Raw genomic sequence first — 23124 nt, 5'->3', positions numbered from 1 at the left:
ATCGCTTTGTTCTCGGCTGGGTTTGATGCATATTGAGCAGCTGTTTTTTCCCTGTACGAGGATGATACTGACATGGGATTCGAATGGCTGGCATTAGTGGCCGCGTTTCTTTGGGCGATCTCAAGCCTAATATCCGTCAAACCAGCACACCACTTAGGTTCTTTCGCCTATAGCCGTTGGCGAATGGGCTGCACCGCGATCATGCTATCGAGCATGGCTTGGTTTACCGGCGGATGGTCGAGTGTCGAAACGGACCTCATCACACCAATGGTACTGTCAGGTCTGATTGGTATCTTCATTGGTGATACCGCCCTATTTGCCTGTTTAAATCGCATGGGGCCGCGCCAAGCGGGTTTACTGTTCTCTTGTCACGCGGTGTTCTCGGCCATTCTCGGCTACTTCCTGTTTAGCGAAAGCATGACCTCTAGCGAGCTTATGGGCTCGGCTTTGGTATTCAGTGGCGTATTAACCGCCATATTTTTTGGTCGTCGTGGGCAAGCCAACAACCAACTTGAAACCATCAAAGGCACGGTATGGATTGGCGTGGTTCTGGGAATCACTGCCGCAATATGCCAAGCACTGGGTGGCATCATCGCCAAGCCAGTGATGCAAACCAACATTGACCCGATCGCCGCTTCAGCGATTCGAATGATCACCGCCTTTGTGGCCCACTCACTGTTTCGGTTAACGGGTGCTAAACTTTCTCGCTCAATCAAACCGATAAATGGTCAGATATTGGCGATTACGGCGTTAAACGGATTTTTAGCGATGGCCGTAGGCATGACGCTGATCTTATATGCATTACAGGAAGGCAATGTCGGCATGGTCGCTCTATTATCGTCAACCTCACCCATAATGTTATTACCAATCCTATGGTTTTACACCAAGCAGAGACCAAACGCCTACGCTTGGGCCGGTGCCATTGTTGCCGTGATCGGTACTGGTATTCTGGTTACTTAGTACTGACACCAAGAAATTAACACCAAGAAACCAAGAAACCAAGATCAATAAACCAAGACCAAGAAACTAAGAGCGTGGGAACGGGAAAGCCGTCACATCATCAATGTGGTCATAGCCTAACGCCAACATGATCAACCTATCGATCCCTAACGCAACCCCCGCACAATCTGGCAAGCCCGATGTTAATGCCTCAATCAGATGATGATCAATCGGTTGAGGCGCTAACCCCATCTCGATACGCTTGGCATTATCGTCTTCAAAACGCTGCAACTGCTCTTGCGGTTTATCCAATTCATGAAAGCCGTTTGCCAGCTCAATCCCTTTGAAGTACACCTCAAAGCGATCAGCGACTCGCGAGTCATTGGCGTTGATCTTCGCCAGTGCCGCTTGTGAAGCCGGGAAGTCATACACAAACGCGGGCACCTGCTGGCCAATTTTCACTTCGACACCAACACTAAATAACAGTTGCAATAAGGTGTCGCGATCTTGCTCTGGCTCGGCAATATCACTCAGCCCAAGCTTGGCAGCGGCTTGTTTTAGCGTCGCCATCGAATCTTCAAGTGGGCACACCCCCAACACATCCATAAAGGCTTGTTGGTAAGTCATGCGCTCGGCGGCGGCGGATTTTAAGATGTGCTGCAATAGCTGATCCATTTCATCCATCAGATCATGGTGATCAAAGCCGACTCGATACCACTCCAACATGGTGAATTCTGGGTTGTGATAACGGCCATTTTCTTCATTACGGAAAGACTTACAAATTTGGTAAATACAGCCACTTCCGGCCGCCAACAAGCGTTTCATGTGAAACTCAGGGCTGGTCATAAAGAACAATGGCTGACCGTGCGCGTACCCCGGGCCGACGAACTCCGTTTTGAAAGTATGCAAATGCACATCCGTCACCGTGGCGTGACTCATGGCTGGCGTATCCACTTCCATCACGTCGCGCTCTGCAAAAAAGTGGCGGATTTGAGTAAGAATATCAGCACGTTGCTTTAGCTGATTAATGGTGGCAGCGGGTTGCCATGTAGAGTGCATTATTGAGTTCCAAATTACTGAATTCTAGGCGACGAAAATTACCACTTTTCACGGCTTTTGTAAGCTTCTATCTTTGGCTTAACCCAAGCTAAATCATTGCCGTGCTGAAACCACGAAATAACGGTCTACAAGGCAATTATGGTTATTACTCAGTAACACCTATTGATAACAAAAATCATACTCAACAAACAGTTAAAACACGCCTTAACAGGGCATAAATCTCAATCTGTGATTGTCGTGATTGCAGTCACATAACCTAGAAATTCTATGACTCCACATGCATTACTGAGCCAAAAACCTAAATGCATCAACTTTTCCAATAACCCCCTCTCATACACTGAGCCTACTACTTAAGGCTTAGGAACGATCCACGCGTGATGACATGTCATGCAACCCACCTAGGCTTTTTACAATAACGAGCGGAATACTCCGCATCTCACTGGAGAATAACTGTGAAGACAATCACCACAGATATCGCAGTCATCGGCGCAGGCGGCGCTGGTCTTCGTACAGCAATTGCTGCGGCTGAAGCGAATCCTGAATTGGAAGTCGCACTGATTTCTAAAGTTTACCCAATGCGTTCGCATACGGTAGCGGCAGAAGGCGGCTCAGCAGCAGTCATCAAAGACGAAGATAGCCTAGATAACCACTTCAACGATACGGTTGGCGGTGGCGACTGGCTATGTGAACAGGATGTTGTTGAATACTTTGTTGAAAACGCGACTCGCGAAATGATCCAAATGGAACAATGGGGCTGCCCATGGAGTCGCAAAGAAAACGGTGAAGTCAACGTACGCCGCTTCGGTGGTATGAAGGTAGAGAGAACCTGGTTCGCTGCCGATAAAACCGGTTTCCACATGCTGCATACTCTGTTCCAGACTTCGATGAAGTACGATCAAATCAAACGCTTTGATGAGTACTTTGTGGTGGACCTGCTCGTAGAAAATAACGAAGGCAGTGAAGATGGTGAAGTACAAGGCCTTATCGCGATTCATATGTCTGAAGGTGAGCTTGTTACCATTAAAGCGAAATCGGTTGTTCTCGCAACGGGTGGCGCAGGCCGTGTTTACCACTGCAATACCAACGGCGGCATCGTAACGGGCGACGGTATGGCAATGGCGTATCGCCACGGTGTGCCACTGCGTGACATGGAATTCGTTCAATACCACCCAACCGGCCTACCGGGCACGGGTATCCTGATGACCGAAGGTTGTCGTGGTGAAGGCGGTATTATCGTAAACAAGAACGGCTACCGTTACCTGCAAGATTACGGCATGGGCCCAGAAACCCCCGTGGGCGAGCCGAAGAACAAATACATGGAACTGGGGCCGCGTGACAAAGTGTCCCAAGCCTTCTGGCACGAGCAGCAGAAAGGCAACACCATCGAACATCCACTGGGTGATGTCGTCCACCTAGACCTTCGCCACTTGGGTGAAGAGTACCTGCAAGAGCGTCTGCCGTTTATCTGTGAACTGGCCAAAGCCTACGTTAACGTCGACCCAGCGAAAGAGCCGATCCCAATTCGCCCGACCGTGCACTACACCATGGGCGGTATTGAAACCAACGGCCGCTGTGAGACTCGCATTAAAGGCCTATTCGCGGTCGGTGAATGTGCGTCAGTGGGCCTACACGGAGCTAACCGCCTAGGTTCAAACTCACTGGCTGAGTTCGTGGTGTTTGGCCGCGTTGCTGGTGAAGAAGCGGTGAAACGCGCCGCGGAATTCAAAGGCTGGGACGAAGAGTCGATCGCTAAGCAAGTACAAGCCGTGGAAGATCGCATCGCAGCATTGATGAACCAAGAAGGCGATGAAAACTGGGCGGATATCCGTACTGAAATGGGTCACACCATGGAAGCGGGTTGTGGTATCTACCGTCAACAAGACTTGATGCAGCAAACCATCGACAAAATCTCTGAACTGAAAGCGCGCTACAAGAAGATCAGCATTAAAGACAAAGGCAAAGTGTTCAACACTGACCTGCTTTACGCTATCGAAGTCGGTTACGGCCTTGAAGTGGCAGAAGCCATGGTGCATTCCGCGATCCTACGTAAAGAGTCTCGCGGTGCACACCAGCGTCTAGACGACAACTGCACCGAGCGCGATGACGTCAACTTCCTGAAACACTCGCTCTCGTTCTACAACCAAGATGCAGCCCCAACCATCGACTACAGCGGCGTTAAGATCACCAAATCTCAACCAAAAGCGCGACTGTACGGAGAAGCGGCTGAAAAAGCGGCCGCCGCTGAAAAAGCCGCACAAGAGAATGCTAATAAGAGCGAAGAGGAGCAAGCATAATGTCCAAGAATCGTATCCAAAAAATAGACATTCTTCGCTACGATCCAGAGCAAGATACACAGCCTTACATGCAGACGTTCGAAATCCCTTTCGATGAAACCATGTCGGTGCTTGATGCGATTGGTTACATCAAAGATCACCAAGACAAAGATCTGTCTTACCGTTGGTCTTGTCGTATGGCGATCTGTGGCTCGTGTGGGATCATGGTTGATGGTGTGCCAAAACTGGCGTGTAAGAGCTTCCTACGTGACTACCCGAACGGGCTGACCATCGAGCCACTGGCTAACTTCCCGATTGAGAAAGATTTGATTGTCGACATGACGCCGTTCATCGAACGCCTTGAAGCCATCAAACCTTACATCATTGGCAACGATCGTAAACCAGAAGACGGCACCAACATCCAAACGCCTGAGCAGATGGCGAAGTACAAACAGTTCGCTGGTTGTATCAACTGTGGTTTGTGTTACGCCGCGTGTCCTCAATTCGGTTTGAACCCTGAGTTCATCGGCCCTGCGGCACTCACTCTTGCTCACCGCTACAACCTAGATAGCCGTGACAACGGTAAAGCGGAACGCATGAAGCTTATCAACGGTGAAAACGGCGCTTGGGGCTGTACCTTCGTTGGTTACTGTTCTGACGTATGTCCGAAGAAAGTCGATCCAGCGGCGGCAGTGAACCAAGGCAAGGTTGAGTCTTCTCTGGACTTTGTGATCTCTATGTTCAAGCCGGACGGATCTTCAGTGAGCAATGGCTCTGCAGCAAAAACAAACAAGGAGGTATAACATGAGCAATCGTAAGCCTTATGTACGTGAAGTGAAACGTACTTGGTGGAGCAAGCATCCGTTCTACCGCTTCTATATGCTGCGCGAAGCGACCGTGCTGCCTTTGATCTTGTTTACTGTGTTCCTCACCTTCGGTTTGGGCGCACTCGTCAAAGGACCAGAATCGTGGGCGGCTTGGTTAGATTTTATGGCCACCCCTCTCGTGGTCGCGATTAATATCGTCGCGCTGCTCGGCAGCCTACTGCACGCTCACACCTTCTTCAATATGATGCCGCAAGTGGTGCCAATCCGCTTTAAAGGTCAACTGCTGGATAAAAAGATCATCGTATTGAGCCAGTGGGCAGCGGTCGCTTTTATCTCTTTAGTCGTTCTTATTGTGGTGTAAGGAGTTGCCGTTATGAACACAAATTACAACGAAAAGTCAGTTAACCGCGATCAGTCAGTTAACCGCGATCAGTCAGTAAAAAGCGATCGGTCAGTAAAAAGCACTTCCCCTGTAAACCACAACCCTAAACGCTCTGACGAGCCTATCTGGTGGGGACTATTTGGCGCTGGCGGTACTTGGTTTGCGATGATCACTCCCATCACCATTTTGGTGCTTGGTATTTTGGTGCCGATGGGCATCATCGGTGGCGATGCCATGAGTTACGAGCGCGTCTCTGAGTTCGCCACCAGCACCATTGGTGGGCTATTCGTGATTGGTACTTTAGCGCTGCCGATGTGGCACGCGATGCACCGCCTACACCACGGGATGCACGATCTGAAATTGCACGTTGGCGTGGCAGGTAAAGTGGCTTGCTATTTCTTCGCCGGCCTCATCAGCGCACTGTCCATAATCTTTGTTTATATGATTTAAGAGTTCAGAGCAGAGGCGAGATTCGGGTAAACGAATCTCGAAGAGCTTAAGAGTGAAAAGACGAAAAGCAGAGCAGGATTATCTTGTTCTGCTTTTTTGTTTTTTGTTTTTTGTTTTTTGAATGACGCCAGATCAACGATCGCCTCTACCGTTACTGATTGCCTCTTTCATTCTTTTTTCATTCAAATTAACACCGACACCAGCAGCATACAACCATCAAGCTCGCACCATCAAATCATCAATCTCACGCTATCAAACCACACATAAAGATACAATTTGGATATAGATAAACGACTATTCAGAATATTATGCGAGTTAACCGACAATAATAAAAATATTACTTGGGTCAAGATCACAGAGTTCGAGTTGGTACTCAGACTTATTTCTTGTTTAATAAAAATAGGACACCAATTCAATGTCGACCCTTTAAAAGGAAGCAACATCTTGAAAAAAAACCAATTAACCCTGCTGATCACCAGTATGCTGTCTGCCAGTGCAATGGCAAGTGGCTATGACTGTGCGGATCTAGGCGCGTGGAATGCAAGCACCGCATACAACGGCGGTGCAACTGTCGAGCATCAAAACAGCGCTTATCAAGCAAACTGGTGGTCACAAGGCTCCGCCCCCGATGCAAACTCAGGTGAGTGGCAAGAATGGTCACTATTGGGTGCTTGTGACGACGACAATGTAGAACCACAGCCACCGGTTATCACGATTACCTCTCCAACCAATGGCGGTCAATTTGCGCTTGGGCAACCCCTTTTACTTGCCGCCAATGTTGAGAGCAAAAATTCAGAAATCAGCCGCGTCGAATTCCTTGTTGATGACCAATCGGTTGGCTCAATTGAAGAAGCACCATTCTCTCTAGAGTGGACGCCGACGCAAGAAGGCAGCAAGGTCATCACAATCAAAGCCACCAACACCGATCAGATGACCGAGCAGAGCCAGGTCACGATCAGTGTGATTGATTCAGAAGCCGATCTGCCACCAGAAGTCTCGCTCACATCACCAGGCAACGGTGAAAGCTTCAATGAGGGTGATATTGTTGCGATTACTGCCGATGCAAGCAGCGAAAGCAGCAGCATCGAGCGCGTTGATTTCTACCTAAACGATGCGCTTATCGGTAGCGACAACAGCCAACCTTACCAATACCAATGGACGGCAACAGCAGGTTCACATGCGGTTTATGCACAAGCATTCGACCATAATGAGCAAAGCGCTCGCACCCAAGCAGTAAGCTTCACAGTGAACGGCAGTGCCCCTGGTGGCAGCTGCAAAACCTTACCCAACTACAATGAAGGTGACACTTACGCACTCGGTGACATCGTGGTTAACCAAGACAACCAATACAGCTGTCAGATCCCAGGCTGGTGTTCGAGTGCCGCATGGGCATACGAGCCGGGTATAGGTACTGAATGGCAAAGTGCATGGCAACATGAAGGCGACTGTGGTGCTGCGCCAGAACTTAGCTTCACCTCGCCAGGTAACGGTGAAACATTGCTAGTTGGTACGCCGACCGATATCGTCGTCAACACGGTTGAAGGTGACTTTGGCATCGATAGCGTGCAATTTTTTGCGAATGACCAATTGATCGGTGATGGTGTTGCAGACGGTGATAACTACCAAATTGAATGGACCCCATTTGATACTGGCAGCATCACACTCAGCGCGATCGCAACCGACAATGAAGGCGATACAGGTACGGCAAGCCAACAAGTGTCGGTAACCGATCAAGCCTTGGTTGTCGATTTAACCAAACCCGCTGCTGGCTCTCGCTTTAGCGTTGGTGCGACCGTTGGCTTAGAAGCGGATGTGAAATCATTCAGCGCCGACATCGAGAAGGTTGAGTTCCTAATCAACGGCCTTGTGGTTGCAACAGCAACAGAAGCACCATTTAGCGCAGCATGGACCACAGAAGCAGCCGGTGACTACCAGATCCAAGCGAAAGTGACCGACGACAGCGGTGAGCAAGAGCTATCAAGCTCGATTCCTGTGAGTGTACAGTTAGAGGAAGAAAATCCACATAAACTGGTGGGTTACTGGCACAACTTTGTGAACGGTTCAACTTGTCCGATGAACCTTAGCGACATTCCAAACGAATGGGATGTGATCGATATTGCGTTTGCTGACACCACGATCTCTAAGCCGGGTCACAACGAATTTAACCTATTTTCGGGTGATGCTGGATGTGCCGCTATCGATGAAAGTCGCTTCAAGCAAGACATCAAACAGCTGCAAGCTAACGGTAAGAAAATCGTTCTATCACTGGGTGGTGCTGAAGGGACCATCATTCTTAATGATGACGCTTCACAACAAGCCTTTGTCGATAGCCTAACAGATATCGTTATCGAATGGGGCTTTGATGGGCTAGATGTCGATTACGAAAGTGGTTCTGGCCTAGTCAACGGTTCTGAAATCCAAACTCGTCTACCGATTGCATTACGTCAAATCCAAGACAAGCTCGGTCGTGATCTTTACCTAACCATGGCACCAGAGCACCCATACGTTCAAGGTGGCTACGTGAGCATGGCGAATGGTACGGTTTGGGGTGCTTACCTACCCTTGATCAACGATACGCGCGACATGTTAGACCTGCTGCACGTTCAGCTGTACAACAATGGTGGCCTAGAGCACCCATACGGGTCAACCGCACCGGAAGGCAGTGTTGATATGATGGTAGCCGCACAGAAGATGCTTGTTGAAGGCTTTGAAACGGCTTACGGCAACGGCCCATTCTTTGAAGGTCTGCCAGATAGCCAAGTCTCTATCGGTCTGCCATCTGGCGCGAAAGCGGCGGGCAGTGGTCAAGCAACGATTGAAAATACCAACAAAGCACTGGACTGCTTAGTTCTAGGCACCCACTGTGACAGCGTGGTTCCAGAGTATCACTACGAGAACTTCGGTGGTGTGATGTACTGGTCAATCAACTGGGACGAGTACTACGATCGTGCTTACTCTCAGGGCGTGGGTGCAAAACTGCTTGAGCTTAACCAGCGTTAATCTCGATTAACTTTAATCTCAGTTATCTCGGTTCTAGCTTTAATATCGGTTCTAGCTTTAATATCGATGATAACTGAAACAAAAAAACCACTGATTGAATTCAATCAGTGGTTTTTTTTCGGTTAAACAAGCCCTAAAGACTCATCACCTGTTTAAGCTGTTCGAATAAACGTTTCGAATAAGCTTAAAGCATTAGGCTTAGGCTTAGGCTTAGGCTTAAAACGCTAGCACAAAGCGATTATTTTACACGACCAACGTATTCGCCAGTACGGGTATCAACTCTTACTACTTCACCGATAGCGATGAATAGAGGTACGCGAACAACCGCGCCTGTCGCTAGAGTTGCAGGTTTACCACCCGTGCCTTGAGTGTCGCCTTTTAGGCCTGGATCCGTCTCAGTCACTGCGATCTCAACAAAGTTTGGCGGAGTCACGGTGATAGGGTTATCATTCCACAACGTTAGAGTACAAACGTCATTTTCAACTAACCATTTAGCGGTATCGCCAACAGCTTTTGCATCCGCTGCGATCTGCTCAAACGTTTCGTTGTTCATGAAGTGGAAAAATTCGCCATCTGAGTATAGGTAGCCTAGTTCAACGTCAAGAACGTCCGCTAGTTCTACTGTATCGCCTGACTTGAATGTTTTCTCTAACACTTTGCCTGACAGCAGTTTACGAAGTTTAACACGGTTAAACGCTTGGCCTTTGCCTGGCTTAACGTATTCATTGTCGATAATTGAGCAAGGCTCGTTATCCATCATGAATTTTAAACCGCCTTTGAATTCATTGGTGCTTACTGACGCCATGATTTCCTCTTACACATCTTTGAGTTGATTTCAATGCCGCATATCATAACCCGAAAAGTCGAATCTGTTGAGCAAAACTGGCTCAAACAGCTATCGAATGCGATCTCTAACCCGACAAAACTCCTTGAAGCATTGGAAATAGACCCAGCACCGTGGCAAAAAGGTTTTACGGCGCGTGAACAGTTCCCACTTCGGGTACCATTAAGCTTTGTCGAGCGAATGGAAAAAGGCAACCCGAACGACCCATTACTGCGTCAGGTTTTACCGTTAAGCGAAGAGCTTGAGGTGCATCCGGGCTATTCTGCCGACCCATTGGAAGAGCAAGATAACGCGATTCCCGGGTTACTGCACAAATACAAAAACCGCGCACTGATGATCGTAAAAGGTGGCTGCGCGGTGAACTGCCGCTACTGTTTTCGTCGTCACTTCCCTTATCAAGACAATAAGGGCTCTAAGTCGACATGGCAAACCAGCCTCGACTACGTCGCCGAGCACCCAGAGATCAACGAGATGATCTTGTCGGGTGGCGACCCTTTAATGGCAAAAGACAGCGAACTCGAATGGTTAATCCAAGCCATTACAAGCATTCCCCATATTAAAACGGTGCGTATTCACAGCCGTTTACCTGTGGTGATCCCTGCTCGAATTACCGATGAGTTGTGCCAATTATTCACCACCAGCCGCCTCAATGTGGTGATGGTCAGCCATATTAATCATGCCAATGAGATTAACTTGGAACTTAAGCAGGCCTTCCAAAAGCTGAAGCAAAGTGGTGTGACACTGCTCAACCAAGGCGTGATGCTTAAAGGGGTTAACAACAGTATCCCTGCGTTGAAAGCCTTGAGTGAAAAGCTGTTCGATGCAGGCGTATTACCTTACTACATGCATGTACTTGATAAGGTTCAGGGAGCGGCGCACTTCTCTATTTCGGATCAAGAGGCGAAGCGTCATTTCCAAGGGTTGGTCTGTGAGGTATCGGGTTACCTTGTGCCTAAGTTAACCCGTGAAATTGGCGGACGCAGCAGTAAAACGCTGCTCGACCTGCACATTGAATAGACGATTCAAATTCGTAAACGAGTTGGCTTGATCAGCACAAAGGAAGAGTGACGATAGAAAAAAGTAACGCCTAAAACGAAGGTTTAGGCGTTAATTCCTGTATTTACCAAGAGCACTGTTTACCGAGAGTAGTCTAAGTTTACCAACGGCTGTGTTTACCGAGAGCGGTCTAAGGTTATCTACGGCTTAATTTGCCCACAGCTTTATTTATCAATAACGATACTTATCAATCGCTATCAATATTGAACGGTTACCAGGTGCAGAAGGGAATAAAAAATTTAGCTCACCCATCGCGTAACCCGATCGAAGAGACTTACTTGGTCGCAAAGTTGATAAATGGGAAGCACGGTAAGAAGCCGTTGTCAGCACAGTTGAGCAAACCAAGCTGTACGCCTTCGATCTTGCTGGTTTTATTGAAGATACCCAGCTGAACGGTTGATACTTCTGACAGGTTTGCCGCACCAAAATCAACCAAGGTGTTGCCTTCAGAGTAGTTAATGAAGCTCACGTTCGCGCCTTTCACATCATTGGTGATGTTCATAACACCGAAGTTGACACCCGTTGTTTTGCCCGTATTCCAGTTAAAGAAACCCAGTGAAGCACCTGTCATCTCTTGGTTCACTTTCGATGCACCAAAGATACCAAGGTTAACACCCGTTGTGGTTTGCGTTTCTGACATGCCCACAAAAGCAAGATCGACACCAGTAAGGTCGTTAACCTGCCCATGAAGTACCGCTAAGCGTAAACCGCCCACCGAATCTGAATCCGGCGCATTGTAGCCATTAAGCGTTGAGAACATAACAGGCGAAGAAGCAAATGCTGCAGGTGCCATAACGGCTGCTGAAACAGCAAGTACTGAAAGTAATTTTTTCATTGGGAAGTCTCCACTGACTTATTGTTAACTTGATTTCGTTATTTTCCATCAAGAATTGATTATATATCATTAACCGCTATCCATGCTAAACCCATGCCATAACCATCCCATTGAATATAAGATGCTTAATTGGAAAGAGCAATCGTATCTCGCTTACTCGTATCCCGTATCTGCTCTATAAAAACACCCTAGTTCAAGAGTCCCAGCAACCGACGTCATACAAAATCAGCCAAAAATATCATTAGCAACAACCCATTCACTAAATATATTATTCATTTCAATGAGATATGATTCACATCAACTTTATCATGAGTAGTATTGTAAATGAGATTTATTTTTATTACATTCTGTACCCTAACCTAAAACCATTAAGTCACTACATGTTAAAAATCAAATCAAGCCATGCGGTACCGTGCCTATTCAGCCTGACCTTTATGCCTGCTTCTTTTGCTATGGCAGAATCGACCATTGATGAAACCGTGGTTGTCACCGCAAACGCAGGCCAGAGCACCAGCCTACTCGAAGCCCCTGCAACTCTGACGGTGATCGATGCTCAAGAACAGAGTAAATATCAGATGACCGGAGACGTGGGTGACTTAATCGTTGACGCACCAGGCGTGAACGTATCTACGCAAGCAAATGGCTCTCGTGGTGTCCGAATTCGTGGTTTAAGTAGTGACTACACGCAAGTATTATTGAACAGCCGCCGCTCTTATACCAGAGAAGCACTTTGGCGTGGTAGTGACAACGCATTGAGCTTAACGCCAAGTGTCGCTGTCGATAATATCGAAGTGATTCGCGGCCCGATGTCCACGCTATATGGTGCTGATACCATGGGTGGCGTAGTCAATGTCATCACTCGCCAGCACAGTGGTACCGCAGAAGGTGCGATCAGCGTTGAAGGGCAATACAACCAAGCGGACAAAGGCGGTAACGGGCAAATTTATGGCCTGTATTTCTCAACCCCGATTACCGATGCATTGAGCTATACCGTTTATGGTAACTATTTAGACACCGAGGAATCTTTTTATTCCGATCAGCCGAACTTCACAAAACGTCGTGCGCAAAAAAATTACAATTTAGTGAACTCTTTTGATTATGCGCTGAACGACCAACACTCGATTGACTTAGAAGTGCAACTATCAAATGAAGACCAATCGGGTACCGCAATGTATCGCGGTCGTTCGTATGAACAAGAACGTCAGCTTCAGAGTTACACCTTAGGGTATGATTACCAATCGTATCTTGTGAGTGTGGATGCTCATCTCTACTACAGTGACTTTGATGTTAAATACGACATCCCGAGTTCAGACATTACCGAACAAAACTATGGCGGTGATGTACAAGCTGTGTTCTTTATTGGTGATCACACCGTGACAGCAGGCGCAGAAGGCCGCAATGCCGAAATCTCAAACGTTGGGATCACAGGCGGTTCTACCGACCGAACCAGCGCTGCTGCTTATGTTGAAACCAACTTAGCCGTTGCCGATTCCACCATGCTGACACTCGGTGGCCGTTTTGATCACGACTCCCTATTTGACAGCGAATTCACATACCGTGGATACATCACCCAAGGTTTAACCAACAACTGGAACTTAAAAGCCGGCGCCGGAACCGCATTTAAAGCACCAACCATGGCACAGATCTCGCCGTCTTACACTGCACCAGCCAGCGGTCCTGCTTGTCCAGATAGACCCGCCGCTTGTAACGTCTATGGTAACCAAGATCTCAAAGCAGAAACGGGCACCTTCAGTGAGATTGGCGCTTACTATGCTAATAAAGCAACGTCTGCCAATGCGACCGTATTCTATAACCGTGTTGACGATATTATTCAGCAAGTGGAAAGAGCCAATGGTAACGGCGGCTACTATACGTTTGTGAACGTTGATAAAGCGACACTCAAAGGATTAGAACTGTACGCAGAGCACCAATTCGAACATGTTGGATTTGATGTTTCGTACACTTACCTCGACGCAACCGACGACACAAGCGGTGAGCGACTTGTTGGAACCTCTGAACATGAAGCATCCGTGAAAGCCAACTGGTACGTAACGTACGATACCGACCTGTTTGCAAGAGCCCATTACCGCAGTGAAGTGCGTGGTGAACTCGGCAACAATGATGTCTCCGATCCGTACACAACATTTGATATTGGCATGCGTCATACCATAATAGAGGCACTGGATCTGAAGCTCGGCATCAATAACTTGATGGATGAAGATGTATCAAGCCCAGAAACCTACACCGAGGTCATTCAGGGTAGAACGTATTACGCTGGCTTAAACTACGCTTTCTAACCTAATGCCAAATACCTTTTTTGATAAATTAGAGCGATGGGGAAATAAACTTCCCCATCCCGTCTTTTTGTTTCTATGGTTGTCGCTGATAATCATAGTCATCTCATTCTTCGTCTCCAACGCCCAAGTCTCTTATACACTGCCGGGTGGAAACATTGAGCACGTCAACAACCTGTTGTCTTTAGAGGCGATAAGAACTTGGCTCGGTGGCAGCGTCAAAGAGTTCATCAGCTTCCCCCCCTTAGGCATCGTCATTATTGCCACCATTGGTATTGGTTTAGCGGACTCTTCCGGCCTCATCAGTTACTCCGTTCAACGGTTAGTTAGCAAAACCGGAAAGTGGCAGCTGACCATGAGCATCATGATGCTGGGGATATTATCGAATGTCGTCGGCTCTGTGGGCTACATTGTACTTATCCCGTTGGCGTGTCGCGCGTATCAAGCAGCCAATCGCCCACCATTAGCAGGCCTTGCCACGGCATTTGCTGGTGTCGCAGGTGGCACACACGCAACACTATTCTTAACCACTTATGACGTCGTTATTGCCGGTATCACCACCTCAGCCGCTCAACTGATTGACCCAAATATTGTTGTCAGCCCTCTGGCGAACTACTTCTTTATGAGCGCCAGCGTATTCGCTCTTGTGTTAGTCGGCTCGTTTGTTTCAATTAATATCGTTGAAAAACGCCAAAGTCGATTAGCCCGTCATTGCGCAGCGCCTGAGCAAAAGCTCACGAACTGCGATGCGATTGCTAACGACCAAGCGGCGAATCACGACACAATAACTCATCACGACCAAGCAATTAATCACGACACAACAGCTAATCACGACACAACAGCTAATCACGACAAAGCCATTAATCACGATAAAGCAATGTGGGCTGCAGCGTCCGTCTTTGCCTTAGTCGCCGCTTTTATTGTACTTTCAACCGCCCTACCCAACGGCTGGTTAGCACCACACGAGGGGCAATCTTTAGGGCGCAGCGAAGTGATGCGTGGTCTGCCGATCATTATTGCCGTCACCTTTGGTTTAAGTGGATTAACTTATGGTTATCTGTCTGGCAGTTTCAAGTGTGAACGAGACCTGCTGAATGCTTGTCAGAAAAGCCTAAGCCAACTCGGGTTGTTTTTGCTGATCATCTTTGTTGCATCGCAGATGATCTACCTATTCAAACTCAGCCAGTTGTCTGGTGTGTTAGCTATGTCGATGAGTAGCCTCGTCGCAGAAGCACAACTGCACCCAGCCATCATTCTTTTACTGGTCGTGATTCTGTGTGCCTTTTTGAATATTTTTATGGGCTCGCCGATTGTTCAATGGAGCATGATGGCACCCGTTTTGATCCCCTCATTGTTCTATGTGGGCATCCCACTCGAAGTGACACAAGCGGCGTTTCGGATCGGCGACTCGGTCACCAACATTATTAGCCCGCTCTTTGGCTATCTCGGGTTAATTTTAGCGGCGGCGCAAGATTATGATAAAGAGGCAAAACTCGGTACCTTGATGTCATTAATGGTGCCTTTTAGCCTCGCCTTTTTATTGGTGTGGACGACTCTATTACTTGTTTGGGTGTACGTATTGCAGTGGCCAATGGGGCTGTAAACTTAACGTTGGCTATGGGTCTGTACACTTAACGTTGATTATGGGCTTGGTTGGATTTGTCATCAGTGACGACTCACCACCCGTTGGGTGATCTAAGTACTCCACTTGATGCCAAGCGGCTAAGTAACCAACTAAGCAAGTAAGCGACCAAGCAACTAAGCAACTAAGCAACTAAGCAACTAAGCGACAATAGTATCAACACGCCTTATACCAATCTGGATAAGTAGGTGATCAGATAATTGCGCAGGAAAAATCGCTTAGAGCAAGGCATAGATTGCAGCTAGCTAGCTAGTTGGCCTACCTACAAAATCTATAACGATGCTATCAGCGATTTTAACTAGCAAGAATGTCCAGATACTTATTTAGATTGGTATTAATCACGTAAGAACGAAAAAGTCGCGTAAAAACGAAAAAAGCCCCGTAAACACAACGTTTACGGGGCTTTTCAGACTTTATAGGATTAAGTCAGGGGGATGATCACATCATACCGCCCATGCCACCCATACCGCCCATGCCGCCCATATCAGGCATTGCAGGAGCTGCTTCTTGAGGCTTGTCTGTCACCATCGCTTCTGTTGTGATCATAAGACCCGCAACTGATGCTGCGAACTGAAGTGCGCTGCGAGTCACCTTAGTTGGATCTAGGATACCCATCGCAATCATGTCGCCGTATTCGCCAGTCGCCGCGTTGTAACCGTAGTTACCTTCGCCAGCGCGAACGTTGTTAGCAACCACAGACTCTTCATCACCTGCGTTCTTCGTGATTTGACGGATAGGCGCTTCCATTGCACGTAGTGCAACGCGGATACCAACGTTTTGCTCTTCGTTGTCGCCTTCAATGTTAGCCACTTTAGATGCCGCGCGGATAAGTGCCACACCACCACCTGCAACCACACCTTCTTCAACCGCTGCGCGAGTTGCGTGAAGTGCATCTTCAACGCGGTCTTTCTTCTCTTTCATCTCAACTTCAGTTGCTGCGCCAACTTTGATTACTGCAACACCGCCAGCTAGCTTAGCTACGCGCTCTTGAAGCTTCTCTTTGTCGTAGTCAGACGTTGCATCTTCGATTTGTTGACGGATTTGAGAAACACGACCTTGGATCATCATTTCTTCGCCCGCGCCATCGATGATGGTTGAGTTTTCTTTAGTGATAGTCACACGCTTAGCTTGACCTAGGTCTTCTAGCGTTACTTTTTCAAGGTCTAGACCGATCTCTTCAGAGATAACCGTACCGCCCGTTAGGATAGCGATATCTTGCAGCATTGCTTTACGACGGTCACCGAAACCAGGCGCTTTAACCGCCGCTACTTTCACGATGCCGCGCATGTTGTTCACAACGAGTGTTGCAAGCGCTTCGCCTTCTACATCTTCAGCGATGATAAGAAGTGGACGAGATGCCTTAGCAACCGCTTCTAGAGTCGGAAGAAGTTCACGGATGTTTGACACTTTCTTGTCGATAAGAAGGATGAATGGGCTTTCTAGATCAACAGAACCCGCTTCTTGGTTGTTGATGAAGTAAGGAGATAGGTAGCCGCGATCAAACTGCATACCTTCAACTACGTCTAGCTCGTCTTGTAGAGCCTGACCTTCTTCAACGGTGATAACGCCATCACGACCTACTTTTTCCATCGCTTCAGCAATGATGTTACCTACGGTTGCGTCAGAGTTTGCAGAGATAGTACCTACTTGTGCGATAGCTTTGGTATCGGCACATGGAACAGACAGGCCTTTTAGCTCTTCAACTGCAGCGATAACCGCTTTGTCGATGCCGCGCTTAAGATCCATTGGGTTCATGCCAGCAGCAACCGCTTTTAGGCCTTCAGTGATGATAGCTTGAGCTAGAACTGTAGCGGTAGTTGTACCGTCGCCCGCCGCGTCATTCGCTTGCGAAGCCACTTCTTTAACCATTTGTGCGCCCATGTTTTGGAACTTATCTTCAAGTTCGATTTCACGTGCAACTGAAACACCATCTTTAGTGATCGTTGGTGCGCCAAATGATTTGTCTAGAACAACGTTACGACCTTTAGGACCTAGCGTTACTTTTACAGCGTCAGCCAGAACGTTTACACCTTCTAGCATTTTAATACGTGCGTCGTTACCAAATTTAACGTCTTTAGCAGCCATCTTTATTTCCTTTAAATTCTTTGTTTCGGGGCGTCTGTCTCAGCGTTATAGCGTTATTCTGAACAGTAAGGGACGAACGTGATTCAGAATCTACTCAAATCGCACTCGGTTTAGATTCCAGATAACTCGTTCCTCATTTCTGGAATGACGATATGAATCATCTAATACTGGCTTGATAACTTTTACTGAGAGTTAAATGAAAAATAGATTACTCAACGATCGCCATGATGTCATTTTCAGACATGATCAGAACTTCTTTGCCATCGATCTTTTCTGTTTTCGTGCCGTAGCCTTCAGCAAAGATAACCGTGTCGCCAACTTTAACGTCCAATGGTTGCACTGAACCATTTTCTAGAATGCGGCCTTTGCCAACAGCGACAATTGTACCGCGAGTTGATTTTTCAGCGGCTGAACCAGTTAGAACGATGCCACCAGCAGATTTAGATTCAACTTCTTGGCGCTCAACGATAACTCGGTCGTGTAGAGGACGGATATTCATCGGTCGTATCTCCTGATAATTTCCATTTAAATTTTGATAGTTGCCACGATTAGCGTGGGTCAAACAATATGTTGGGGACAATGTGATGAATCCCAAGGGGGGGGTGAAAAAATTGTGATCTTGGTAGAGCAGATACACAGAATTATTATTTACAGGGTCTAGCTCTTCGATACTCGCTTACTCGAATCTCTCATCTGCCTTTAGCTTTTCTTCCCTACCATATCTGTTTATCCTACTCTTTTCGTTTCGATCGGCGTTGTACATGCAAGATAAGCACGGGCTATTAACCGCCCCTATAGAGAGTACATTGCGTACTATGACCATACCGACCATCTTCGGTATGGTGGCGATCTTGATGTTTAATCTGGTCGATACCTTCTTTATCTCGCTGCTGGGTACACCCGCGCTGGCAGCGGTGAGCTTCACCTTTCCGATCACCTTTGCAGTCAACTGCATCACCATGGGCATCGGCATTGGTCTTTCGACTTGTATTGGTCGCTTGCTTGGCCAAGGCAACGCGCACAATGCCGCTCGATTTACCGCCCACGGATTGCTGCTGGCACTGCTTCTGGTATGTTGCGCTTCTGCTGTGGGCCTGGTCACTCTAGATCCTTTATTTACCTTGCTGGGCGCAGAGCCCGAACTGCTGCCGCTGATCTCTCAATACATGGTGATCTGGTATCTTACCATTCCGTTATTAGTGATCCCGATGGCGGGCAATAGTGCCATTCGTGCCAGTGGCGATACCAAGACCCCAGCGAAGATTATGATGTTGGCAGGGCTTATCAACGGCGTGCTCGATCCGCTGCTTATTTTTGGTTACGGCCCCTTCCCCGAACTCGGAATACAAGGCGCAGCGATTGCCAGTGGCTTCAGTTGGCTGGGCGCTCTGTGTGGCTCATTGTATGTGTTGATTAAACGCGAAAAACTGCTCGCGTTACCTAAGCTTAAAAACATCATTGGCGATTGGCAGCAAATACTGACCATTGGCACGCCTGCCGCCCTATCCAACGCGCTCAACCCATTAGCCGGAGCCATCATTATGATGATGCTGGCTAAGCAAGGCACCGAAGCCGTGGCCGCGTATGGCGCAGCGCAACGCATTGAATCCATTTTGCTGATTGTGTTGATGTCGCTCACCTCGGCATTGACTCCATTCATGGCGCAAAACTTTGGTGCGAGCAACCCACAACGAAGCTTCAAAGCGCTGTTTTTGAGCATGCGCTTTTCCGTGATGTTTCAAGGGTTAATCTTCCTAATGATGGTGCCATTAAGCATCCCTTTGGCTGCCCTATTCTCTCAAGAACAGTCGGTGCGAGATATTTTGTGGCACTACTTATTGGTGGTGCCATTTAGCTATGGCTTTCAAGGGATCGTGATGATGTTGATCAGCGGCATGAATGCCATGCATCAACCGCTTAAAGCCTTTCAATGGAGCTTCATGCGCTTGTTTGTGTTTACCCTGCCCTTTGCATGGGTCGGCAGCCAACTCGATGGCATTGAGGGGCTGTTTATTGGCTTAGCTTTGGGGAACATTGTCGGCGGGGTTTCAGGGTATTGTTTTGCGCTTCGTGTTAGGGGTAAAGCAGGTGCGGGATGCGAAAAGCATATGCCATAGATACGAGTAGCGGGATGCGAAGAGCTTTGGAGTATTAACGTTACTCAAGTCGTCATTCTGAACAGCGAGGCACGAGCGTGATTCAGAATCTGTCTTTTAGAGTGTTGCTTCAGTGTGCTTTAGATTCCAGATACCTCGTCCCTCCGTTCTGGAATGACGGTGTGGGTTCCTCACTTCTATAAAAAAACCCGCACTTTGAAGTGCGGGCTTTCAAAATCGTTAAAGCTCAACGTGAACCGTTGAGCTAAAAAACCATTTAGCTACTGACTACTTAACTGCTGACTACTTAACTAAAACGTCACCTGACATTTCAGCTGGGATTTCCATACCTGTTAGAGAAAGCATCGTTGGTGCCAAGTCAGACAGTTTACCGCCTTCTTTGAACTCAACGTCTTTGCCGCCCACGTAGATAAGTGGAACAGGTAGGTTAGTGTGTGCCGTGTGGATGCCACCCGTTTCTGGGTTTACCATCATTTCCGCGTTACCGTGGTCAGCAGTGATAAGCAGTTGGCCGTCCACTTCTTTGATAGCTTCAACAACTTTGCCGATGCACTCGTCTAGCGCTTCACTTGCCTTAACCGCTGCATCGTAAACGCCAGTGTGGCCAACCATGTCACAGTTCGGGTAGTTACACACGATAGCGTCGTATTTGCCGCCTTTGATTGCTGCAACCAGTTTTTCAGTCAGCTCTGGTGCGCTCATTTCTGGCTGTAGGTCGTACGTTGCTACTTTTGGAGACGCAACAAGTTGACGCTCTTCGCCTTCAAACTCGTCTTCTTTACCGCCGTTGAAGAAGAAAGTAACGTGTGCGTACTTCTCTGTTTCAGAGATACGTAGCTGAGTTTTACCTGCTTTAGATAGCCACTCACCGTAAGTGTTCTCTAGAGATGCCGGTGGGAATGCACATAGCAGCGGAATGTCTGCAGCGTATTGAGTCAGCATCACGAAATCGATCGCTGGGAATACGTTACGAGCAAAACCATCGAAATCAGGCACGAATGCACGTGTAATTTCACGAGCACGGTCAGCACGGTAGTTCATGAAGATAACCGCATCGCCATCCACGATAGCAGCAGACTCTTCACCTTCCGCTTTGATTTCCGTCGCTTTCACGAACTCATCGTTTTCGTCACGAGCGTAAGCCGCTTCTAGGCCAGCAACAGCAGTATCGAATGTGAACTCTGCTTTTGCTTGAGTAAGGAGGTCGTAAGACTCTTGAACGCGATCCCAGTTGTTATCACGGTCCATTGCGTAGTAGCGACCAATAAGCGAAGCCACACGGCCTTTACCCAGTTTCGCGAACAACTCTTGGAAGCGAGCCAATGTGTTTTGTGCGCTACGTGGCGGCGTATCACGGCCGTCTAGGAATGCGTGTAGGTAGATTTTCTCTGCGCCACGCTCTGCTGCCATTTCAACGGCTGCGTAGATGTGATCTTCGTGAGAGTGAACGCCACCTGGCGACATAAGGCCCATGATGTGAACCGCTTTCTCAGCTTTTACCGCTTTATCGATAGCGTTAACGAGCGTTTCAGTTTGGCCGAATTCACCGTCTGCGATTGATTTAGTGATACGAGTAAGATCTTGGTATACCACGCGACCCGCACCGATGTTGGTGTGACCCACTTCTGAGTTACCCATTTGACCGTCTGGTAGGCCTACATCTAAGCCAGAAGCCGAGATTAGCGTATTAGGTTGGTTAGCAATAAGACCGTCTAAAACTGGAGTATTAGCGTTCGCGATAGCGTTGTCTTGGTTGTCTTCACGGTAACCGTAACCGTCAAGGATCACTAGAGCCATTGGCTTCTTAGCTGACATAGGACTGACCTCGTTCAATTCAAAATAAATCGGTATAAAAACAAATTAGCGTAATTTTACTACAGTTTATAGTCAAAACTGTAGTGGAAGATCAAGAAACCGCGCCGGTAGGTGGATCGGATGTGAAAAAATGTCACTTTGTTTCTAAGTCTTTCATCTATTTACGACTAAGCTTCTCATCTATTTACATCTAAGCGTCTCATCTCTTTACGTTTAAGCCTCTCATTTAAACGTAAGGCACCCTCCACAAACACTTGAGAAATCACACACAGTCACAAACCCAGATCAACACCAATACTCACTCAACACCTCGATAAACCTCTGCTTATCGGCCAGTGCCAGTTCATTGATGCCTGCCGCCGCTTTACGGCCACCACCCGTTGCGAATGATGAGCAGATATCATCCGCACCCACGCGATGGTTCAGTGGTGCGCGTACGCTAACCGTGTAATCTTGCTCGCTTACGTTAAGGGTGAATACTGCATGTGCCAGCCCTGGGCTTTGGTTGGCCAGTTCATTGCCAAACACGCCACTAATGCGTCTTGCCCACGCTTCACAAGGCAGCTCAAACACTTTACATTGGCTATCCAAGTGAATGGGCGCAATGCTCAGCACATGATTACGGTCACGCTGGTAACCTTGTTTGAGTACATGGTATGGCGAATGTTCGTCATCCAATAGCAACAGTGGGTCTTCATAGGCCGTCAGTTGTAAATACAGCTGATCAGGCTCAATGTGCAAGTCATCGAGCGTGGCACCATAACCGTTATAGTTAATCAATGTCCCCAACTCTTTTAAGAACTCGGTCTCTGATTCGGTCAAGCCAATCTCTTGTGCCAGTTTTTCTGCGGAAGCAAACAGGTTATCACCAAAGGCGGCAGCCACAGCCCACTTCGCGTATTGTCCACCAAGGCGCTCGTTAATCAATAAACTGGTGCACACTTCCGCGTCGACATTAATGAGTACATCTAGGTGATCTGACTGAGGAATATCGCCACTGCGATGGTGGTCGCAATAAAACACCGCGACATTATTGGCAAGCAATGCTTCAAGCTCTGGCCGGTTTTTCTCCATCGAGATATCCAGTGCCGTCACCGATTTGGCAGTATCGATATTGACTTGCTTTAACAGTTTGATATCACGTTTCACACCGGTAATCAGTGTGGAAACCTTTGGCTCAGCGAATCGCAGTTGCAGCAGTGCAATGATGCCATCCGCATCCCCATTAAATACGTCGTAATGCATTATTTGCGCTCTCCAAGTTACAAATATCCTTATTTTCAAGCTCAGCCACAACAAAACCGGCGCATACTTTAAAAATCAGCGCACGCTTTAACCGTTAAATCGGCGCGCGCTTCAGCCGTTAAATCGACAGTTTGAAGGTGGATTCAGGGTTCACTGGCGCTTGGTATTCAGAATCTATACCTGCATTCAAAGTCAGGCCTGTACTCAAAATCACAAAATCAATGCCTGTGACGTGCTTGAACTCACCGGCGTTCATATTAT

At 47.8% G+C, this 23124-nt stretch carries 18 protein-coding genes; 10 read left to right on the top strand and 8 right to left on the bottom strand.

What is annotated here, in order from left to right; all coding sequences use genetic code 11:
• The first annotated feature begins 72 nt into the window (after nucleotides 1-72).
• A complete protein-coding gene (locus tag Q1A70_RS00970; protein ID WP_299686058.1) occupies nucleotides 73-960 on the top strand; it encodes a DMT family transporter in 888 nt (295 codons plus the stop codon).
• A gap of 66 nt (nucleotides 961-1026) precedes the next feature.
• Here the strand turns inward: Q1A70_RS00970 and epmA are convergent, their stop codons facing one another.
• Nucleotides 1027-1998 (bottom strand): elongation factor P--(R)-beta-lysine ligase, encoded by a 972-nt coding sequence (gene epmA, locus Q1A70_RS00965; protein ID WP_299686054.1) that lies wholly within the window; start codon nucleotides 1996-1998, stop codon nucleotides 1027-1029.
• 452 nt (nucleotides 1999-2450) lie between these two features.
• Here epmA and frdA point away from each other — a divergent pair, with 452 nt between their 5' ends.
• From frdA to Q1A70_RS00940, 5 genes are all read left to right on the top strand, one after another.
• Entirely contained in the window at nucleotides 2451-4292 is a 1842-nt protein-coding gene (frdA, locus tag Q1A70_RS00960; protein ID WP_299686051.1) for a fumarate reductase (quinol) flavoprotein subunit, read from the top strand.
• Nucleotides 4292-5074: a succinate dehydrogenase/fumarate reductase iron-sulfur subunit gene (locus Q1A70_RS00955; RefSeq protein WP_299686048.1), complete on the top strand. Its 783-nt coding sequence runs from the start codon at nucleotides 4292-4294 to the stop codon at nucleotides 5072-5074. The genes frdA and Q1A70_RS00955 overlap by 1 nt, the downstream gene beginning before the upstream one ends.
• A gap of 1 nt (nucleotide 5075) precedes the next feature.
• Nucleotides 5076-5459, top strand: coding sequence for a fumarate reductase subunit FrdC (frdC, locus tag Q1A70_RS00950; RefSeq protein ID WP_299686045.1), 384 nt, complete (start codon nucleotides 5076-5078; stop codon nucleotides 5457-5459).
• Nucleotides 5460-5471: 12 nt separating this feature from the next.
• A complete protein-coding gene (gene frdD / locus Q1A70_RS00945) occupies nucleotides 5472-5930 on the top strand; it encodes a fumarate reductase subunit FrdD (protein WP_363318193.1) in 459 nt (152 codons plus the stop codon).
• 444 nt (nucleotides 5931-6374) lie between these two features.
• The gene (locus Q1A70_RS00940; protein WP_299686042.1) at nucleotides 6375-8930 is read left to right on the top strand and encodes an Ig-like domain-containing protein; all 2556 of its coding nucleotides are present in this window, start codon (nucleotides 6375-6377) and stop codon (nucleotides 8928-8930) included.
• A gap of 238 nt (nucleotides 8931-9168) precedes the next feature.
• Here Q1A70_RS00940 and efp read toward each other — a convergent pair whose 3' ends face one another.
• Nucleotides 9169-9735 carry an elongation factor P gene (gene efp / locus Q1A70_RS00935; protein WP_299686039.1) on the bottom strand — a complete coding sequence of 189 codons (567 nt, stop codon included), beginning with the start codon at nucleotides 9733-9735 and terminating at the stop codon, nucleotides 9169-9171.
• 33 nt (nucleotides 9736-9768) lie between these two features.
• Between efp and epmB the strand changes: the two genes are divergently transcribed.
• Nucleotides 9769-10791, top strand: coding sequence for an EF-P beta-lysylation protein EpmB (gene epmB / locus Q1A70_RS00930; RefSeq protein ID WP_299686036.1), 1023 nt, complete (start codon nucleotides 9769-9771; stop codon nucleotides 10789-10791).
• A 313-nt stretch (nucleotides 10792-11104) separates the two neighbouring features.
• Here epmB and Q1A70_RS00925 read toward each other — a convergent pair whose 3' ends face one another.
• Nucleotides 11105-11665: a phaC PHA synthase gene (locus Q1A70_RS00925; protein ID WP_299686033.1), complete on the bottom strand. Its 561-nt coding sequence runs from the start codon at nucleotides 11663-11665 to the stop codon at nucleotides 11105-11107.
• 380 nt (nucleotides 11666-12045) lie between these two features.
• Between Q1A70_RS00925 and Q1A70_RS00920 the strand changes: the two genes are divergently transcribed.
• Together Q1A70_RS00920 and Q1A70_RS00915 are read left to right on the top strand one after the other, a co-directional pair.
• Nucleotides 12046-13962 carry a TonB-dependent receptor gene (locus Q1A70_RS00920; protein WP_299686030.1) on the top strand — a complete coding sequence of 639 codons (1917 nt, stop codon included), beginning with the start codon at nucleotides 12046-12048 and terminating at the stop codon, nucleotides 13960-13962.
• A 4-nt stretch (nucleotides 13963-13966) separates the two neighbouring features.
• Nucleotides 13967-15562 (top strand): AbgT family transporter, encoded by a 1596-nt coding sequence (locus Q1A70_RS00915; protein ID WP_299686027.1) that lies wholly within the window; start codon nucleotides 13967-13969, stop codon nucleotides 15560-15562.
• A 477-nt stretch (nucleotides 15563-16039) separates the two neighbouring features.
• Here the strand turns inward: Q1A70_RS00915 and groL are convergent, their stop codons facing one another.
• Together groL and Q1A70_RS00905 are read right to left on the bottom strand one after the other, a co-directional pair.
• Nucleotides 16040-17686 carry a chaperonin GroEL gene (gene groL / locus Q1A70_RS00910; RefSeq protein WP_299686024.1) on the bottom strand — a complete coding sequence of 549 codons (1647 nt, stop codon included), beginning with the start codon at nucleotides 17684-17686 and terminating at the stop codon, nucleotides 16040-16042.
• Between the two features lie 208 nt (nucleotides 17687-17894).
• On the bottom strand, nucleotides 17895-18185 hold the full coding sequence (locus Q1A70_RS00905; protein ID WP_299686022.1) for a co-chaperone GroES: 291 nt from the start codon (nucleotides 18183-18185) through the stop codon (nucleotides 17895-17897).
• A 262-nt stretch (nucleotides 18186-18447) separates the two neighbouring features.
• Here Q1A70_RS00905 and Q1A70_RS00900 point away from each other — a divergent pair, with 262 nt between their 5' ends.
• Nucleotides 18448-19803, top strand: a complete 1356-nt coding sequence (locus Q1A70_RS00900; RefSeq protein ID WP_299686019.1) for an MATE family efflux transporter — start codon at nucleotides 18448-18450, stop codon at nucleotides 19801-19803.
• Nucleotides 19804-20085: 282 nt separating this feature from the next.
• Here Q1A70_RS00900 and gpmM read toward each other — a convergent pair whose 3' ends face one another.
• The 3 genes from gpmM to Q1A70_RS00885 form a co-directional block, all read right to left on the bottom strand.
• Entirely contained in the window at nucleotides 20086-21618 is a 1533-nt protein-coding gene (gene gpmM / locus Q1A70_RS00895; RefSeq protein ID WP_299686016.1) for a 2,3-bisphosphoglycerate-independent phosphoglycerate mutase, read from the bottom strand.
• 285 nt (nucleotides 21619-21903) lie between these two features.
• Nucleotides 21904-22863 (bottom strand): DHH family phosphoesterase, encoded by a 960-nt coding sequence (locus Q1A70_RS00890; protein ID WP_299686013.1) that lies wholly within the window; start codon nucleotides 22861-22863, stop codon nucleotides 21904-21906.
• A gap of 118 nt (nucleotides 22864-22981) precedes the next feature.
• Nucleotides 22982-23119, bottom strand: a complete 138-nt coding sequence (locus tag Q1A70_RS00885) for a hypothetical protein (protein WP_299686010.1) — start codon at nucleotides 23117-23119, stop codon at nucleotides 22982-22984.
• Nucleotides 23120-23124 lie beyond the last annotated feature (5 nt).

Origin of the sequence: uncultured Vibrio sp. (genome assembly GCF_947488985.1) — a bacterium.
Taxonomy (GTDB): Bacteria; Pseudomonadota; Gammaproteobacteria; order Enterobacterales; family Vibrionaceae; genus Vibrio.
Note: the sequence above shows the minus strand (reverse complement) of the source record. Positions and strands in the feature narration are given on the sequence as shown.

Excerpts from the sequence above, each read along its gene's own strand:
- Q1A70_RS00885 (WP_299686010.1), bottom strand. The coding sequence starts at position 23,119 with ATGAACGCCGGTGAGTTCAAGCACGTCACAGGCATTGATTTTGTGATT.
- groL (WP_299686024.1), bottom strand. The coding sequence starts at position 17,686 with ATGGCTGCTAAAGACGTTAAATTTGGTAACGACGCACGTATTAAAATG.
- Q1A70_RS00955 (WP_299686048.1), top strand. The coding sequence starts at position 4,292 with ATGTCCAAGAATCGTATCCAAAAAATAGACATTCTTCGCTACGATCCA.
- frdC (WP_299686045.1), top strand. The coding sequence starts at position 5,076 with ATGAGCAATCGTAAGCCTTATGTACGTGAAGTGAAACGTACTTGGTGG.
- Q1A70_RS00970 (WP_299686058.1), top strand. The coding sequence starts at position 73 with ATGGGATTCGAATGGCTGGCATTAGTGGCCGCGTTTCTTTGGGCGATC.
- Q1A70_RS00905 (WP_299686022.1), bottom strand. The coding sequence starts at position 18,185 with ATGAATATCCGTCCTCTACACGACCGAGTTATCGTTGAGCGCCAAGAA.
- efp (WP_299686039.1), bottom strand. The coding sequence starts at position 9,735 with ATGGCGTCAGTAAGCACCAATGAATTCAAAGGCGGTTTAAAATTCATG.
- epmB (WP_299686036.1), top strand. The coding sequence starts at position 9,769 with ATGCCGCATATCATAACCCGAAAAGTCGAATCTGTTGAGCAAAACTGG.
- Q1A70_RS00900 (WP_299686019.1), top strand. The coding sequence starts at position 18,448 with ATGCAAGATAAGCACGGGCTATTAACCGCCCCTATAGAGAGTACATTG.
- Q1A70_RS00890 (WP_299686013.1), bottom strand. The coding sequence starts at position 22,863 with ATGCATTACGACGTATTTAATGGGGATGCGGATGGCATCATTGCACTG.
- Q1A70_RS00920 (WP_299686030.1), top strand. The coding sequence starts at position 12,046 with ATGTTAAAAATCAAATCAAGCCATGCGGTACCGTGCCTATTCAGCCTG.
- Q1A70_RS00925 (WP_299686033.1), bottom strand. The coding sequence starts at position 11,665 with ATGAAAAAATTACTTTCAGTACTTGCTGTTTCAGCAGCCGTTATGGCA.
- epmA (WP_299686054.1), bottom strand. The coding sequence starts at position 1,998 with ATGCACTCTACATGGCAACCCGCTGCCACCATTAATCAGCTAAAGCAA.
- frdD (WP_363318193.1), top strand. The coding sequence starts at position 5,472 with ATGAACACAAATTACAACGAAAAGTCAGTTAACCGCGATCAGTCAGTT.
- Q1A70_RS00915 (WP_299686027.1), top strand. The coding sequence starts at position 13,967 with ATGCCAAATACCTTTTTTGATAAATTAGAGCGATGGGGAAATAAACTT.
- gpmM (WP_299686016.1), bottom strand. The coding sequence starts at position 21,618 with ATGTCAGCTAAGAAGCCAATGGCTCTAGTGATCCTTGACGGTTACGGT.